At 47.5% G+C, this 14,858-nt stretch carries 15 protein-coding genes and 1 other annotated feature; of the genes, 13 read left to right on the top strand and 2 right to left on the bottom strand.

Annotated features, from left to right (window positions below; all coding sequences use genetic code 11):
* The first annotated feature begins 129 nt into the window (after positions 1-129).
* Together TES5_RS01660 and TES5_RS01655 are read left to right on the top strand one after the other, a co-directional pair.
* Positions 130-834, top strand: a complete 705-nt coding sequence (locus TES5_RS01660; RefSeq protein WP_068559062.1) for an NAD(P)H-dependent oxidoreductase — start codon at positions 130-132, stop codon at positions 832-834.
* 20 nt (positions 835-854) lie between these two features.
* Positions 855-1,037, top strand: coding sequence for a hypothetical protein (locus TES5_RS01655; RefSeq protein WP_068559059.1), 183 nt, complete (start codon positions 855-857; stop codon positions 1,035-1,037).
* A 277-nt stretch (positions 1,038-1,314) separates the two neighbouring features.
* Here TES5_RS01655 and TES5_RS01650 read toward each other — a convergent pair whose 3' ends face one another.
* Together TES5_RS01650 and tyrS are read right to left on the bottom strand one after the other, a co-directional pair.
* Positions 1,315-1,845 carry a GNAT family N-acetyltransferase gene (locus TES5_RS01650; protein ID WP_068559058.1) on the bottom strand — a complete coding sequence of 177 codons (531 nt, stop codon included), beginning with the start codon at positions 1,843-1,845 and terminating at the stop codon, positions 1,315-1,317.
* Between the two features lies 1 nt (position 1,846).
* Entirely contained in the window at positions 1,847-3,109 is a 1,263-nt protein-coding gene (tyrS, locus tag TES5_RS01645) for a tyrosine--tRNA ligase (protein ID WP_068559056.1), read from the bottom strand.
* 70 nt (positions 3,110-3,179) lie between these two features.
* Positions 3,180-3,393 (bottom strand) — a binding site (T-box leader).
* Positions 3,394-3,712: 319 nt separating this feature from the next.
* Between tyrS and TES5_RS01640 the strand changes: the two genes are divergently transcribed.
* From TES5_RS01640 to TES5_RS01590, 11 genes are all read left to right on the top strand, one after another.
* Positions 3,713-5,035, top strand: a complete 1,323-nt coding sequence (locus TES5_RS01640) for a C40 family peptidase (RefSeq protein ID WP_068559053.1) — start codon at positions 3,713-3,715, stop codon at positions 5,033-5,035.
* Positions 5,036-5,139: 104 nt separating this feature from the next.
* Entirely contained in the window at positions 5,140-5,901 is a 762-nt protein-coding gene (locus TES5_RS01635) for a MerR family transcriptional regulator (RefSeq protein WP_068559051.1), read from the top strand.
* A gap of 203 nt (positions 5,902-6,104) precedes the next feature.
* Positions 6,105-8,123: a methionine--tRNA ligase gene (metG, locus tag TES5_RS01630; RefSeq protein ID WP_068559049.1), complete on the top strand. Its 2,019-nt coding sequence runs from the start codon at positions 6,105-6,107 to the stop codon at positions 8,121-8,123.
* A gap of 113 nt (positions 8,124-8,236) precedes the next feature.
* Complete coding sequence (locus TES5_RS01625; RefSeq protein ID WP_068559047.1) at positions 8,237-9,019, top strand: TatD family hydrolase; 783 nt, start codon at positions 8,237-8,239, stop codon at positions 9,017-9,019.
* The gene (gene rnmV, locus TES5_RS01620) at positions 9,016-9,597 is read left to right on the top strand and encodes a ribonuclease M5 (RefSeq protein WP_068559045.1); all 582 of its coding nucleotides are present in this window, start codon (positions 9,016-9,018) and stop codon (positions 9,595-9,597) included. Before TES5_RS01625 ends, rnmV begins: the two co-directional genes overlap by 4 nt.
* A 14-nt stretch (positions 9,598-9,611) precedes the next feature.
* On the top strand, positions 9,612-10,511 hold the full coding sequence (gene rsmA, locus TES5_RS01615) for a 16S rRNA (adenine(1518)-N(6)/adenine(1519)-N(6))-dimethyltransferase RsmA (protein ID WP_068559044.1): 900 nt from the start codon (positions 9,612-9,614) through the stop codon (positions 10,509-10,511).
* Positions 10,512-10,773: 262 nt separating this feature from the next.
* Positions 10,774-11,031, top strand: coding sequence for a Veg family protein (locus TES5_RS01610; RefSeq protein ID WP_068559042.1), 258 nt, complete (start codon positions 10,774-10,776; stop codon positions 11,029-11,031).
* Positions 11,032-11,266: 235 nt separating this feature from the next.
* Positions 11,267-12,127 (top strand): 4-(cytidine 5'-diphospho)-2-C-methyl-D-erythritol kinase, encoded by an 861-nt coding sequence (gene ispE / locus TES5_RS01605; RefSeq protein ID WP_068559040.1) that lies wholly within the window; start codon positions 11,267-11,269, stop codon positions 12,125-12,127.
* A 167-nt stretch (positions 12,128-12,294) separates the two neighbouring features.
* The gene (locus TES5_RS01600) at positions 12,295-13,263 is read left to right on the top strand and encodes a metal ABC transporter solute-binding protein, Zn/Mn family (RefSeq protein WP_198143277.1); all 969 of its coding nucleotides are present in this window, start codon (positions 12,295-12,297) and stop codon (positions 13,261-13,263) included.
* A gap of 18 nt (positions 13,264-13,281) precedes the next feature.
* Positions 13,282-13,989, top strand: a complete 708-nt coding sequence (locus tag TES5_RS01595; protein WP_068559038.1) for a metal ABC transporter ATP-binding protein — start codon at positions 13,282-13,284, stop codon at positions 13,987-13,989.
* Complete coding sequence (locus TES5_RS01590) at positions 13,935-14,744, top strand: metal ABC transporter permease (protein ID WP_068559036.1); 810 nt, start codon at positions 13,935-13,937, stop codon at positions 14,742-14,744. Before TES5_RS01595 ends, TES5_RS01590 begins: the two co-directional genes overlap by 55 nt.
* The last annotated feature ends 114 nt before the right edge of the window (positions 14,745-14,858 follow it).

Here is a 14,858-nt window from a genome sequence, read left to right as displayed (position 1 = left end):
GCTACTGGGTGATCCGGATGGCGAAGGAAGGGTTTTTGTTGGTTTCGGGTTGGATGAGCATGCAACTTGAACTATGGCCGACAGCTTGTTATGATGCGGAAGAAGAGTTATTGAGAATGAGGTGAAAGGATGCAAACATTGATCATCGTCAGCCATCCGACGCTGGCTGATTCGAATCTGCAAAGGTTTCTGTGGGAAAGTCTTCCGGCTGAAGGAGTGACGTGGCATCATCTCGAGTCGGTTTATCCGGATGGACAGGTCGATCGGGAAGCCGAACAACAGCAATTGCTCCAGTATGACCGCATCATCTTCCAATTTCCGTTCTATTGGTACAGCTCGCCAGCTCTATTGAAGCAATGGCAGGATGTCGTTTTGACAGATGACTTTGCCTACGGAACTGACGGAGGCAGGTTGTCGGGAAAAGAATTCGGCCTCGTTTTGGCACTCGGTGTGAATGAACGCGAATACCAAGCCGGAGGTAGGGAAGGCTTCACGATTTCCGAACTGACCCGTCCTTACCAGGCGTTGGCGAAAAAATGCGGCATGGTGTACCTGCCGACGCTCACCGTTTCTAAATTCGATTACCTGAACGACAGCAAGAAGAAAGAGTTGCTGATCGCTTACCAGCAATACCTTACCAAAGACAATGATGCCAGCCTCAAGGCTTCAGAAAACTGGTTCAAACGCCAACTGCAGTCGCTTGGGCAAGCGGGACTTTCCGAAGACGATCAGCAACTGGTGGAGCATCTGCTCGCCGTTTTGGAGGAAAATCGCGAGCAATTGGATGACTTGGCGTGGACGTTGGCACAGATGGAAGACAATCAGCTTGGATAAAGGTAAAGCGAGGGACGAAAATGGAGACTGAAAATTGGGTGCAGGAACAACTGGATCACTTAGTGGCAGCAAGTAAAGATTACCGGCAAAAAGCACTCTTCCAGGAAACGAAGAAGCTTTTCCAAGAGCAATATCAACGGATCGAACAAATGGAGGGCGAATTGGACGGGCGGATCTGGAGCCCGAAAGAGTGGTCGGATTAGATTGCGGCATCGACTTGACCCTGCTTCGACTGTCAGCTCCGGGAAACGGGGGCTTCACCGGAGTTCAGACGATATTCTGAGTTATTCTCCGGCAAGCGTAGCTTCGTCGTAGTTGGGGGTGGAAGTTATCGATGTACTCCGGCGAGTAGAAGTCTGGACGGAGCTGTATACGCATATTCCTATTCGCTCATCCGGTCAGCGGCAGCCGGTTGCTCTCCTCAGGATAAAAAAAGATAGACACTTCCCCGTTTTGGTAGTGTCTATCTTTTTTTTGTTTTTATTTTATTGGCAATTGATAGACGTAATCGTCCATCACGAAGCCGCCTCCGATGGGGGAGACGATGGATTCCGTTCGCACAAAACCGTATTTTTCGTAGAATGCGATCGAACCTTCGTTGTATTTGTTGACGGTGAGCTCCAGAACTTTTTTCTGTTCCTTGATAGCCAAATCGACCATTTTTTGCATGATTTGATAGGCGTAGCCTCGCCCACGGGCTTCCTTCAGCAAATAAAGTTTACTGATGAACAGCTTGTCGTCCTGCAATTGGATAGCCAGGTAACCGGCGGATTGCCCCTCGCTTTTGATGAGGAAATAATCCAATTTTCCTGTTTCGATATCTGCTTCCATATTCGCTTTGGACTGGATGTTCTCCAACATATAGGTTACTTGTTCCGGACCTAGAATCGGCAGATAATACTCCTGCCAGATGGTGTCAGCCAAGCGGGACAGCTCGTTGATCTGGTCCAAGCTTTCGACAGGTTCCAAGCCGAGTGATGTTTCGCGTGGAAAAAGCTGTTGGATCGTCATGTCAAGCCACCAGCTTAACCAAGAAATATTTCTTTTTGCCGCGGCGTACGAGGATAAAGCGGCCTTCAAAGGAATTTTCGGCAGTGATGACGAATGCCAGATCGGTGACTTTCTCGCCGTTGATTGAGATGGCGCCATTTTGGATGTCTTCGCGTGATTGACGGCGTGATGGCTCGATGCCCAGGTCGACCAGCCAACTGACCAATTCTTGTTCCTTCAGATCAGACTCAAAAGTCGGCATATTTTTGAAACCTTCCGCGATTTCGTCGGCAGTCAACTCCTTCACTTCGCCGGTAAACAGGGCTTCGGTGATCTTTAGAGCGTCCTGCAAAGCTTGTTCGCTGTGGACGAAGCGCGTCATTTCGGATGCCAAAACTTTTTGGGCTTCGCGTTTATGCGGCTCTGTTTCCACTTTTTCGGCCAAAGCATCGATTTCTTCCTTTGAAAGGAAAGTGAAGTATTTCAAGTATTTGATGACATCGCGGTCGTCCTGGTTCACCCAGAATTGGTAGAACTCGTAAGGAGTTGTTTTTTTCGGATCCAACCAGACCGCACCGCCGGCAGTCTTGCCGAATTTTGTGCCGTCCGCTTTCAGCATCAATGGAATCGTTAACCCGAAAGCTTTTGCTTCTGTACCTTCTTTTTTGCGGATCAGGTCCAAACCGGCAGTGATGTTGCCCCATTGATCCTGACCGCCAATCTGAAGGTTGACGCCTTCATTCTGGAAAAGGTGCAGGAAGTCCATGGACTGCAGAATCTGGTAAGTGAATTCCGTGAAAGAAATACCGGTATCCAGACGGCTCGCTACGATATCTTTGGCCAACATCGTGTTGATATTGAAGTTCTTGCCGAAGTCGCGCAGGAAATCCAGTAGTGTCAAATCTTTGGTCCAGTCATAGTTGTTGACGAGACGGATGTCAGCCGAACTGTCGGAAAGGAACAGTTTTTTCATTTGAGCGGTCAAAGCATTTGCATTCTCAACGACTTGATCCATCGATTGCAGAACCCGTTCCTCGCTCTTTCCGCTTGGGTCGCCGATCGATCCGGTCGCGCCGCCGATCAGGATGACGGGTCTGTGTCCTGCCAATTGGAATCTCTTCAATACGATGAAAGGGATCAGATGTCCGATATGCAGGCTGTCGCCGGTCGGATCGACGCCGCAGTAAAGGCCGATCTGCTCATCCTCCGTTAATTTGCGTAAGCCTTCCGCGTCTGTTTGTTGATTGATGGCACCGCGCCACTCTAACTCGTCGATGATATTCATGTGCTTCATTCCTTTTCTCATAAATTTATATGCAAAAAAATCCCTGTCCAGACAAGAAAATTCTTGTTTGAACAGGGACGATAGTTACCGTGTTACCACCCAGCTTGCAGAGTCATCCGAATCGGAAAGACTTTGCCACTCTGACATGTATCGTATGCCGGACGCTTATGCGCATAAGAAAGCTCCAAAGTGTAATTCGAATCCAGGCTTGCATCAGCTTCCACCAACCGCTGACTCTCTATAGGACAAAATCCCGATTCTACTGTCTTTTTCATCGCTTTTTATTGTATTGGTTAATTGCCGTAAGTATAGCGCAGCAAAACTTCAGATGTCAACCGTGACAATAAAAAAAGCAATGTTACATAAATGTTACAAAGTGGGGAAAGGCAGGAAATATTACTGATTACGCGGATTCAGATACATTAGGCCCGCCGTTTTACAGAAATATTACAGTTAGGATACAACTTGTCGAAACCGGGTTAAACGAAAAAAAACTATGTTATGATTCATTATGTTGATGAATCTTAAGAAAAACTATAAAAAGTTAAAAGATATATAAGAATTATAACTAACGACAATCGAATGTAAGTGGAGGAATTAGACTTGAAGAAGAAATTAGTGGCTATCGCATTAGCAGGTACGATCCTTGCAACAAGTATAGTAACGCCTTTTACAGCTCAAGCAGATGAAATCTTAACAAAAATCCAACAGCAAGAAACTAAAATTTCTGAATTGGACAGCAAACAAAGCACGGCAGAAGAAAACTTGTCTGCAATCACTGCAGAAGTTGATGCAGCCGAAAAAAGAGCGGAGACTCTTTTGGCAAACCGCGTAAAGACACAAGATGAGATTGTTGCTTTACAAGAAGATATTGCCGAATTGCAAGTTGTCATCGCACAACGCGAAGAACAACTGGATGAGCAAGCAAGATCTGTTCAAGTGAACGGTTCAAACGAAAACTACTTGAATTTTATCGTAGCATCCGAATCTTTCACAGATTTAGTATCCCGCATCGATGTTGTTTCAAAAATGGTATCAGCCAATAAAGAATTGGTTGAGCAGCAAATTGCGGATCAAAAAGCTGTTGAAGATAAGAAAAGTAAAACTGAAGAAAACTTAAGCAAAATTAATGCAATGGCTATGGAGTTGGAACAACTTAAAGGCGATTTGCAAGTGAAGAAAATCGAACAGGAAAGCGCAATTGCCGCTTTGGCTGCTGAAAAAGCAACGGCTGAATCCGACCGTCAAATGTTCTTAGCGCAAAAAGAAGAAGCTGACCAAAGAGCCGCCGCAGAAGCTGCTGCCATTGCCGCTGCTGAAGCTGCCGCAGCAACTGTAGCTGCAACAGTCGCACAAGCAAGCTCAGAAGAATCTTCAACCGCTGCTTCATCCGTTGATATTGCATCAAGCACAGTTGCAAGTTCCGAGTCAGCTGCTCCTGCTCAAACAGTTGCCGCTGCACCAGTTGTTGAAAGTGCACCAGTTGTGTCTGCTCCTGCAGCAGCTGCACCCGTCGTCAGCGCACCAGTTGTGTCTGCGCCAGTCGTGACTGCACCAACATTATCGGCACCAACAGGCGATGTTGTTTCCATTGCCGCAAAATACATCGGCGTTCCTTATGTATGGGGCGGAAAAACACCGTCAGGCTTTGACTGCTCTGGCTTCACGTCTTATGTCTTCAGAGAAGCATACGGCATCGAAATCGGTGGCTACACAGTTCCTCAAGAAAACTCAGGTACACAGATTGCTGTATCATCCGCACAAGCGGGAGATTTGATCTTCTGGGGTTCAAGAGGCGCGACTTATCACGTTGCGATCTACGTAGGCGGCGGACAATACATCCACGCTCCGGCACCAGGCCAAACGGTTACTTATTCTTCTTACAACCTTTCCGGCGCATCATTTGCCGTACGTGTTGCAAGATAATCCAAAATTCACGACAGTCCTCCGGGGCTGTCTTTTTTTGTACAGGAATTTGTTGACCTTAACGCAGCGTGAAGGTGTAAGATAGGATCATCGGAGGGGATAGAATGGAATATACAATCCAAAAATTGAGCCGATTGGCCGGCGTCAGCACGAGGACGCTGCGCTTCTATGACGAAATCGGCCTGCTGAAGCCCAAACGCACCAGTTCCTCTGGCTACCGCATCTATGGTGAGACAGAGGTGGACAGGCTGCAGCAGATCCTGTTCTTCAAACAGTTGTCTTTTTCGCTTGATAAGATCAAAGCCGCGATGGATGATCCGGCATATGATGCGGAACAATCATTGGTCGCACATAAACAGGCGCTGTTGGAGAAAAAGAAGGAAATCGAATTGCTGATCAAAACGGTGGATGCTACGCTTGAAGAAAAAAGAGGAGGCAGAAGGATGAGCGACAAAGAAAAATTCGAAGGCTTGAAGAAGGAACTGCTCGACGAGAACGAAATCCGCTACGGGCAGGAAATCCGCGAAAAATACGGAGAAAAGACCGTAGCGGCTTCGAACAATAAGTTCGCAGGAATGAGCGAAGCGGATTTTGACGCAATGCAGGAGATGGCCGCACGCCTGCAGGAGATGCTGACGGAAGCGATGGCTACGGGGGATGCCGGCGGAGAGGCTGCCTTGGCGGTTGCTGCGCTGCATAAACAATGGCTGAGCTATACTTGGCCGAGCTACTCTCCGGAAGCGCATCGTGGACTGGCCCAGATGTATGTCGACGACGAAAGGTTCACCGCTTACTACGACAAAGCATCAGGCAAAGGGGCCGCTGCATTTTTGCGGGATGCGATCCACAACTATACGGATAAGTGACAAATGCTGGATGATGCTGTAGAGGCCGGGAGCTGTAATTTGCTTTCGGATTTTTTGTGCATGGATCCGGAGGTGCAGGCGTTGGCAAGAGGTTGCCGCATGTTTCGAATTTCGCCCCCAAACCCTTGACTTTTGTGGTAGAATGGTACGGTAAGTTGCGTACATTCGCAAAGAACTTAGAATTCAGGGAGGCGCACTCATTCGTGGCTAAAGACAAAAATACATTTTATATCACTACTCCAATCTATTATCCGAGCGGAAAGCTCCACATCGGAAATGCGTATTCTACTATCGCATGCGATGTAATGGCGCGCTATAAAAAACTGATGGGATTCGATGTGTTCTACCTGACCGGGTCAGATGAGCATGGACAAAAAATCGAGAACAAAGCAGCAGAATTGGGCATCACACCGAAAGAATATGTGGACGGTATGGCCCAGGATATGCAGGATCTATGGAAACGTCTGGACATTTCCAACAACAAGTTCATCCGCACGACTGATGATGATCATGTGCAGGCCGTTCAGCAGATCTTCGAACAACTATTGGCACAAGGCGACATCTATCTTGGCGAATACGAAGGCTGGTATTCCGTTTCCGACGAAGAGTTCTTCACGGAAACACAATTGGCTGAAGTATACCGCGATGCCGACGGAAAAATCATCGGCGGGGTTGCGCCAAGCGGCCATGAAGTCGAATTGGTGAAAGAGGAGTCCTACTTCTTCCGTATGAGCAAATACGCGGATCGTCTGTTGGCTTATTACGATGCGCACCCTGATTTTATCCAACCGGAATCGCGCAAAAACGAGATGGTCAACAACTTCATCAAACCGGGCCTTGAGGACCTGGCTGTTTCACGGACGACCTTCACCTGGGGGATTCCCGTGAAGAGCAATCCGAAGCACGTGGTCTATGTCTGGATTGATGCATTGGCGAACTACATCACTGCATTGGGATACGGTTCGGATGATGATTCCCTTTACCAAAAATATTGGCCGGCTGATGTGCATATGGTCGGAAAAGAAATCGTCCGCTTCCACACCATCTATTGGCCGATCATGCTGATGGCTTTGGATCTGCCGCTTCCGAAAAAAATCTTCGGACACGGTTGGTTATTGATGAAGGAAGGCAAAATGTCCAAATCAAAAGGCAACGTTGTGTATCCGGATATGCTGGTGGAACGTTTCGGTTTGGATGCTTTGCGCTACTATCTGATGCGCGAAGTGACCTTCGGCAGCGACGGCATCTTCACACCTGAGGATTACGTGAACCGCATCAATTATGATTTGGCCAATGATCTGGGCAACTTGCTGAACAGAACGATCGCCATGATCAACAAATATTTCGGGGGTAACATCCCTGCGGCACTAGCAGCGGTAACGGCTTTCGATGCTGAACTTAAGGCGATGGCAGCGGAAGTGACCGAGAATTACCAGAAGGAAATGGACAACATGCAGTTCAGTTCAGCATTGTCCGAAACATGGCGCCTCATTTCACGCGCGAACAAATACATCGACGAGACAGCTCCATGGGTCTTGGCGAAGGACGAATCCAAGCAAGCGGAGTTGGGAAGTGTTATGGCCCATTTGGCTGAAACCTTACGCGTTGTCGGCATTCTCTTGTCTCCGTTCATGACGCAAGCGCCGTTCAGAATGTATGAACAACTCGGATTGGATTTCGAAAAACAAGGCGCTTGGGAAAACGTAGCCTTCGGAACGTTCCCGGCGGACGTGAAGGTAGTCGAAAAAGGCACGCCGATCTTCCCCCGTTTGGTTACAGAAGAGGAAGTCGCCTACATCAAGGAACAAATGGGCGGAACGGCCCCAGCGGAAGAGAAAACGGTCGCGGCCGAGTGGGATCCAACGACTATCGTACTGACTTCCGAAAAAGAAAAACAGATCAAATACGAAGATTTCGATAAAGTCGAGCTGAAGGTAGCTGAAGTCATCGACTGCCAAAAGGTCGAGGGAGCGGACAAATTGCTGAAATTCCGTCTGGATGCGGGTGATGAAGGTCATCGCCAAATCCTGTCGGGCATCGCGCAATGGTATCCGGATCCTGCGTATTTCATCGGCAAGAAAGTCATCATTGTCGCTAATCTGAAAGCGCGCAAAATGAAAGGCGAAATCAGCCAAGGGATGATCCTTTCTGCTGAGAAGGATGGCGTACTGCAAGTGATACTCGCACCTGAATCGGCAGCAAATGGTTCTACAGTGGCATAAGGGTTTTTGTGATTCAAGGAGCCTGGGACAGTTGTCCCGGACTCCTTTGTCCATTTTAAATGCAGAAGAGTCAGTGGGGCAAAGGCCTCCCCACAGGAACCGGAAAGGAATCTATGGATAAACTATTATTTGATACACACACGCATCTGAATGTGGATGCTTTTGCGGATGATGCTGACGCGGCCATCGTAAGAGCTCACGAAGCCGGTGTCGGAAGATTTGCGGTAGTGGGCTTCGATGCGGACACGATAAAAAGGTCGCTTGAATTGAGCGCGAAATATCCTGAAATCTACAGCATCATCGGTTGGCACCCTACGGAAGCAGCGACCTATACTGCGGCAGTGGAGGACAGCCTGATGGCGTTGCTCGAAGAAAAAAAGGTTGTTGCCATGGGCGAGATGGGTCTGGACTATCACTGGGACACAGCGCCGCATGATGTTCAGGCGAAAGTATTCAGAAGGCAAATCGCGATCGCCAAAGAATTGGAACTGCCGATCAGCATCCATATGCGTGACGCTATCGAAGACACGTACCGCATTCTGAAGGAAGAGGATGTGCGCGATATAGGCGGCATCATGCACAGCTTCAGCGGTGATGTGAACTACATGAAGAAGTTTTTGGATTTGGGCATGCACATTTCGATCAGCGGCGTCGTCACTTTCAAAAAAGCGACGGAAGTGCATGAAGTGGCCAAAGCTGCACCGATCGAGAAGCTTCTGGTCGAAACCGATGCGCCGTATCTGGCGCCCGTCCCTTTCCGTGGAAAGAGAAACGAGCCGGCTTATGTACGCTATGTAGCCGAAAAGATTGCTGAATTACGCGGCCAGACCTTCGAACAGATTGCGCTGCAGACAACCAAAAACGCGAATAAATTATTTGGGTTGGAAGACAAATGAAAATAGAAGAAATTATAGTGGTTGAGGGGAAAGACGACACCAAACGGATCAAGGAAGCGGTTGAAGCTGATACGATCGAAACGAACGGTTCGGCAATCAATGAAGCAACGTTGCAGCTGATTGCCCATGCGCAAGCGACACGTGGCGTCATCGTCTTCACCGATCCGGATTATCCGGGCGGCAAAATCCGGGCAACAATCGTGGAACGGATACCCGGCGTCAAGCATGCATTCCTGCGCAAGGATGATGCGCAATCTCCGAAAGGGGGAAGTCTAGGAATCGAACATGCCTCCCCGGAGAACATAAGGGCAGCGCTGAAGAATGTTTATACGCAAAGACAGGTTGAAACGAGCGATATCGACAGGAAATTCCTGGATGAATGGCACTTGATCGGACACGCCGATTCAGGGCGCTATCGTGAATTGCTGGGGGATGTGCTCGGAATCGGCCATACAAACGGAAAACAGTTATTGAAACGCCTGCGCATGTTTCAACTGGAAAGAGTAGATGTTGATGCAGCGATGACAGCCATTTTAAAAGAACTGGATGAAAAGGATAGCCTGACCGCTCAGCGGTAGGAGGAGGAAAACAGATGAGTGCATTAGAACACCAGAAGGATATAGCGACACCAAGCAGAACGAACGCCATCTTAAAGAAATACCATCTGACCATGAAGAAGAGCCTGGGGCAAAACTTTTTGGTGGAACCGAATATATTGACGAAGATGGTGGCTGCAGCCGGCATAGACAAAAACACCAATGCGATCGAAATCGGGCCCGGTATCGGAGCATTGACGGAGCGTCTTGCCAGAGAAGCCAAAAAAGTAGTGGCGTTTGAAGTGGACAGACGATTGGCGCCTATTTTGAAGACAGAACTTGCGGAATACGATAATATCGAAATCATTTTTCAGGATATTCTGCAGGCGAATGTTCCGCAGGTCATCGAGGAGCATTTTGAACCGGCTGAACGATTGGTGGTAGCGGCGAATCTGCCTTACTACATCACGACGCCGATTATCATGAATTTCATCGAGAGGGATTTGCCGATCGATACGTTTGTGATGATGATGCAAAAGGAAGTCGCACAACGCATGACCGCCAAGCCCGGAACGAAAGCATTCGGTTCATTGACGATTGCGATCGACTACTATACGGAAGCCGAGATTGCCTTCATCGTTCCGAAAACCGTTTTTGTGCCGCAACCGAATGTCGATTCGGCAATCCTGAAGCTGCAACGCAGAGCGGAACCCAAAGTGAAGGTTACGGATGAGAAGTTCTTCTTTGATTTGGTCCGCGCCGGTTTCAACCAACGCAGAAAAACGCTCTGGAACAATCTGCAGTCGCGCTACGGCAAAACGGAAGAGGTCAAGGCTGCTTTGACAGCCGGACTTGAAGAAGCGGGCATCGAACCCTCAAAACGGGCAGAAGCCCTGAGCATCGAACAATTTGCGGATCTTGCCAACGCCTTGGTCAAGTATTTGGATGTTAAATAAGCGACCAAGTGCTTGCTTGATATTAGAGTTTCCGGAGACCCCGTCGAGAAGACAGCCCCACCTCGCAGCCCCCCTTTCAAATTAAAGGTGAAGGGGAGGTTGTGCTGATTTTCTGTCGGAAGTTTACTAAAAACTGTGAAAAAAGTTGATAAGATTTCTTTAAAAATTTATTCGTTTCATAGTTGCGTGCATACGTCCTCTGTGATATACTTGTTATTTTAATTTATCTGTGTTATACTGTAAATCAGTGAGGTGAAACAGAATGCCGGATAATTTGAGTCAGATTAAAGAACAACTGGAATGTCACTTAGGGCAAAAAGTTATGCTGACTGCGCAAGCAGGACGCAAACGCAAGACGGAACGAAAAGGTATTTTACGGGAAACGTATCATGCTGTATTTGTAGTCGATCTAGACCAAAACGAAAATGCATTTGAACGTGTATCATACAGTTATGCAGATGTTTTAACCGAAGCTGTAGAGATTTTATTTTATGATGAAGAAAAATGCCAGTACGCTTAAATTAGTTAAGAACTTATTCCAAATAAATCAAACAGACATCGAATTGTCTGTTTTTTTTTATCTAAAAATCACAAGCTATGGGCGGAATTGTGCGGGAAAAACGGTTCCGGGCAATTAATCATGCGATATTGCGCATTCAGAAACTAATTCTTGTTTGTTGGCATATATTTCTTTTAAAAAGAGCACGCTTAAGCTAGTATTGTATTATAAGAACAGTGGAGAGGAGCGTGGAGCGATGGAATGGATTGAACGTGCCCCGGCAAAAATAAATTTGGCGTTAGATGTACTGTATAAGCGGGATGACTATTATCATGAACTCGAAATGGTGATGGCTTCAGTCGACCTTGCGGACCATCTTACTTTTACTCCTCTCAAAGAAGATGAAATCAGGATCTACACAAATAAGGTGTTTCTGCCGGTGGATACGCGTAATCATGTCTATCAGGCGGTAAAGCTGCTCAAAGACCGTTGCGGGATAAAGAAGGGAATCAAGATTGAAATCGACAAAAAAATCCCTGTTGCAGCCGGATTGGGCGGTGGCAGCACAGATGCTGCCGCGGCTCTGCGCGCGCTGAATAAAATCTGGGATCTGCAGCTTTCTGTTGAAGAGCTCATTGCTATCGGCAATCAAGTAGGCTCGGATGTTCCCTACAGCATCGTGGGCGGTACCGCTTTTGTATCCGGCCGGGGTGAAATCGTCCGGAAATTGCGGCCGATGCCATCCTGTTGGGTGATTTTGGCGAAGCCGCGCCTAAGTGTCTCGACGAAGACGATTTTCCGTCTGTTGACTGTCGAGGAATTGCAGCACAAATCAACTTCCAGAGTCGTAGCGCAAGCCATAGAAGAAGGCGATTATGAACGGATGTGCCAGAATGTAGGAAATGCTTTGGAACAAGTGACCTTCAATAAACATCCGGAACTGCGCAAATTGAAGGACCGGATGGAAAAGTACGGCCTGGACGGTGTGACGATGAGCGGCAGTGGCCCTACCATCATCGGCTTCAGCAGGAATACATCGCGCATCAAACGTGCCTACAACAGTCTGCGCGGATTCTGCGAAGAAGTATACATGGTCCGACTGCTCAATGAAGAATAATCAGAAATGCAGTGTAAGACCGCTCTGCCTCAACCGCGGAACTCCTTAGGATGTTCGCGGTTTTTGCTTGTGAAACGGAAGCGAAATGGTTGACGCGTTGCGTGCAGGTGTGATAAAGTGTCTATCGGACCTTAAACAGGAATCATTACGTTTTGGAGGAATAATAAATGATGCTTAATAGATTAAAAGTGACAGGTATTTTATCTGCGGCAGCGTTTTTTTTAGTTGGATGCGGAGCAAATGAAAGCAGCGAAACAGGCATTTCTGAGGACGGTATTAAGGTAGTCACAACCTTTTATCCGATGTATGATTTTGCGAAAAATGTAGTAGGTGACAATGGCGAAGTATCCGTTTTGTTGGATGCCGGACAAGAATCGCATGGCTATGAGCCGACACCGCAGGATATCGCGGCTATTGCTGAGGCCGATGTGTTCATCTATAACAGTGATGAAATGGAAACATGGGTTCCTAGCGTCTTGGAATCGATTGGATCGAGCGATGTGATCGTTGTGGAAGCTGCAGAGAATATCGCGTTATTTGAAATGGTAGAGGATGCGGCTGCCGAAGAAGAACACGATGAAGAAGAGGGACATGAAGAAGGCGAAGATGCACACAATGTCGATCCGCATGTCTGGTTGGATCCGGTGTACGCACAAGAGGAAGTCGATGCCATTTTATCCGGAGTACTTGAGGCTGATGAAGCCAACAAAGAGAGTTACGAAGCAAATGCTGCTGTTTTTAACGAAAAATTGGCGGAACTGGATGCAGCGTATCAGACTGCCTTTGAGACTGCCGAAAACCGCACGTTCGTCGTGCAGCACGCAGCTTTTGGATACATCGCCCGTCGCTACGATCTGACTGAAGTGGCTGTCTCCGATGTGTCATCCGATGCGGAACCGAATCCTGCCAAACTGGCTGAACTGCAGCAATTTATGATCGATAATCAGATCACTACCGTTTATTACTCGGACAGTGCCTCCTCAAAAACAGCACAAACCTTGGCTGAAGCAACAGGTGCCGCTCTGGAAGTGTTGAGTCCGCTTGAAGGGATAACCGATGAAGACCAAGAAGCGGGTAAAGATTACTTGAGTGTGATGGAGGAAAATTTGGAAGCTTTGAAAAAAGTGATCCAGTAACAGAAGAGAGGAATTCGAATGGATTACATCGATGTACAGCATCTTTCGTTCTATTACGATGATGAACCTGTCCTGCAGGATATAACCTTCCAAGTGCACGAAGGGGAGTTCGTCATTCTTACAGGCGAAAACGGTGCTGCGAAATCTACTTTATTGAAGAGCATCCTGGGACTGCTGAACCCTCGGGAAGGCAGCGCGACAATTTCTAAAGTGAACTATCGCGGAGAAAAGCTTACGATTGGTTATGCCCCGCAGCAAATTTCGTCGTTCAATATCGGCTTTCCAAGCAGAGTCTTGGAGTTTGTGGAATCCGGCAGATACCAAAAAGGTAGATGGTTCAAAAAATTGGACGAAGAAGATCATACCCATGTAAAAAAAGCTTTGGAATCCGTGGGTATGTGGGAGATGCGCAACAAAAAAATCGGGGAGCTTTCCGGTGGGCAAAAACAACGCATTGCCTTGGCACGTATTTTCGCAACCGAGCCGGATTTGTTTGTGCTCGATGAGCCGACAACTGGAATGGACAAAGAATCGCGTGAGCGTTTCTACCGTTTGCTGAAGCACAATTCGCAGGTACACAACAAAGCGATCATCATGGTTACGCATGAGCACGAAGATATCAAAGAATTTGTGGATACTCATATCCAACTGGTCAGAAAGGAGGATTCGCCTTGGAGATGTTTCTCTATGGATTTATGCAAAGAGCCTTCCAAGCATCAACATTAATCGCAATCATGGCGCCCGTTTTGGGCTTGCTGCTGATTTTACGACGGCAGTCCCTGATGGCGGACACATTATCCCATGTATCCTTAGCGGGAGTCGCTTTAGGAATGCTTCTGAACATCAATCCGACGCTCACCACTTTAGGCATCGTTATTTTGGCGGCAATCGGAATCGAATATTTGCGCGTCATCTTCAAAGGGTATTCGGAAATATCGGTTGCGATTCTGATGGCTACGGGGATGGCAGTCGCTTTGGTGTTGATGAGCTTCGTGTCAGGGAAACAGAACGCTAGTGTCGAACAGTTCCTGTTCGGATCGATCATCACGATAAATGATGACCAGATTCTTATCTTGTTGGCTTTGGCAATCATAGTCGTTTTATTGTATCTGATTTTCCGCAAGCCATTGTACGTATTGACGTTTGATGAAGACACGGCCCATACAGCGGGCTTGCCGGTCCGCATGATGTCTCTGTTGGTGTCTGTAATAACAGGGGTTGCCATCAGCGTGGTGATGCCGATTACCGGATCATTGTTGGTTTCTTCGATCATGATTCTGCCTGCAGCCATCTCGATGAGGTTAGTGCATACCTTCAACGGGGTCATCCTGCTTGGGATAGGCATCGGTTTGACGGGAATGTACGGGGGATTGTTCGCATCCTATCAGTACGGGACGCCTCCGGGAGCCACAATCACCCTGGTTTTCGTGGCCATGTTCATTTTGACCAGTATATACAAGGTCCTGATCGAAAAGAAGTAGAATCTTAACAATAAGATATATGGACAAGAGCAGAACATTGCTCTTGTTTTTTTTGCTAAAATTCGATTAAAAACGAACGATAAACAATTAAAAGCTTTTATTTTTCAGAAATTA

Origin of the sequence: Trichococcus sp. ES5, assembly GCF_900067165.1 — a bacterium.
In the GTDB taxonomy this organism is placed as follows: domain Bacteria; phylum Bacillota; class Bacilli; order Lactobacillales; family Aerococcaceae; genus Trichococcus; species Trichococcus flocculiformis.
Note: the sequence above shows the minus strand (reverse complement) of the source record. Positions and strands in the feature narration are given on the sequence as shown.

Coding starts and splice junctions, on each gene's coding strand:
- TES5_RS01660 (WP_068559062.1), top strand. CDS start 130: ATGCAAACATTGATCATCGTCAGCCATCCGACGCTGGCTGATTCGAAT.
- TES5_RS01655 (WP_068559059.1), top strand. CDS start 855: ATGGAGACTGAAAATTGGGTGCAGGAACAACTGGATCACTTAGTGGCA.
- TES5_RS01650 (WP_068559058.1), bottom strand. CDS start 1,845: ATGACGATCCAACAGCTTTTTCCACGCGAAACATCACTCGGCTTGGAA.
- tyrS (WP_068559056.1), bottom strand. CDS start 3,109: ATGAATATCATCGACGAGTTAGAGTGGCGCGGTGCCATCAATCAACAA.
- TES5_RS01635 (WP_068559051.1), top strand. CDS start 5,140: ATGGAATATACAATCCAAAAATTGAGCCGATTGGCCGGCGTCAGCACG.
- TES5_RS01625 (WP_068559047.1), top strand. CDS start 8,237: ATGGATAAACTATTATTTGATACACACACGCATCTGAATGTGGATGCT.
- rnmV (WP_068559045.1), top strand. CDS start 9,016: ATGAAAATAGAAGAAATTATAGTGGTTGAGGGGAAAGACGACACCAAA.
- rsmA (WP_068559044.1), top strand. CDS start 9,612: ATGAGTGCATTAGAACACCAGAAGGATATAGCGACACCAAGCAGAACG.
- TES5_RS01610 (WP_068559042.1), top strand. CDS start 10,774: ATGCCGGATAATTTGAGTCAGATTAAAGAACAACTGGAATGTCACTTA.
- ispE (WP_068559040.1), top strand. CDS start 11,267: ATGGAATGGATTGAACGTGCCCCGGCAAAAATAAATTTGGCGTTAGAT.
- TES5_RS01600 (WP_198143277.1), top strand. CDS start 12,295: ATGATGCTTAATAGATTAAAAGTGACAGGTATTTTATCTGCGGCAGCG.
- TES5_RS01595 (WP_068559038.1), top strand. CDS start 13,282: ATGGATTACATCGATGTACAGCATCTTTCGTTCTATTACGATGATGAA.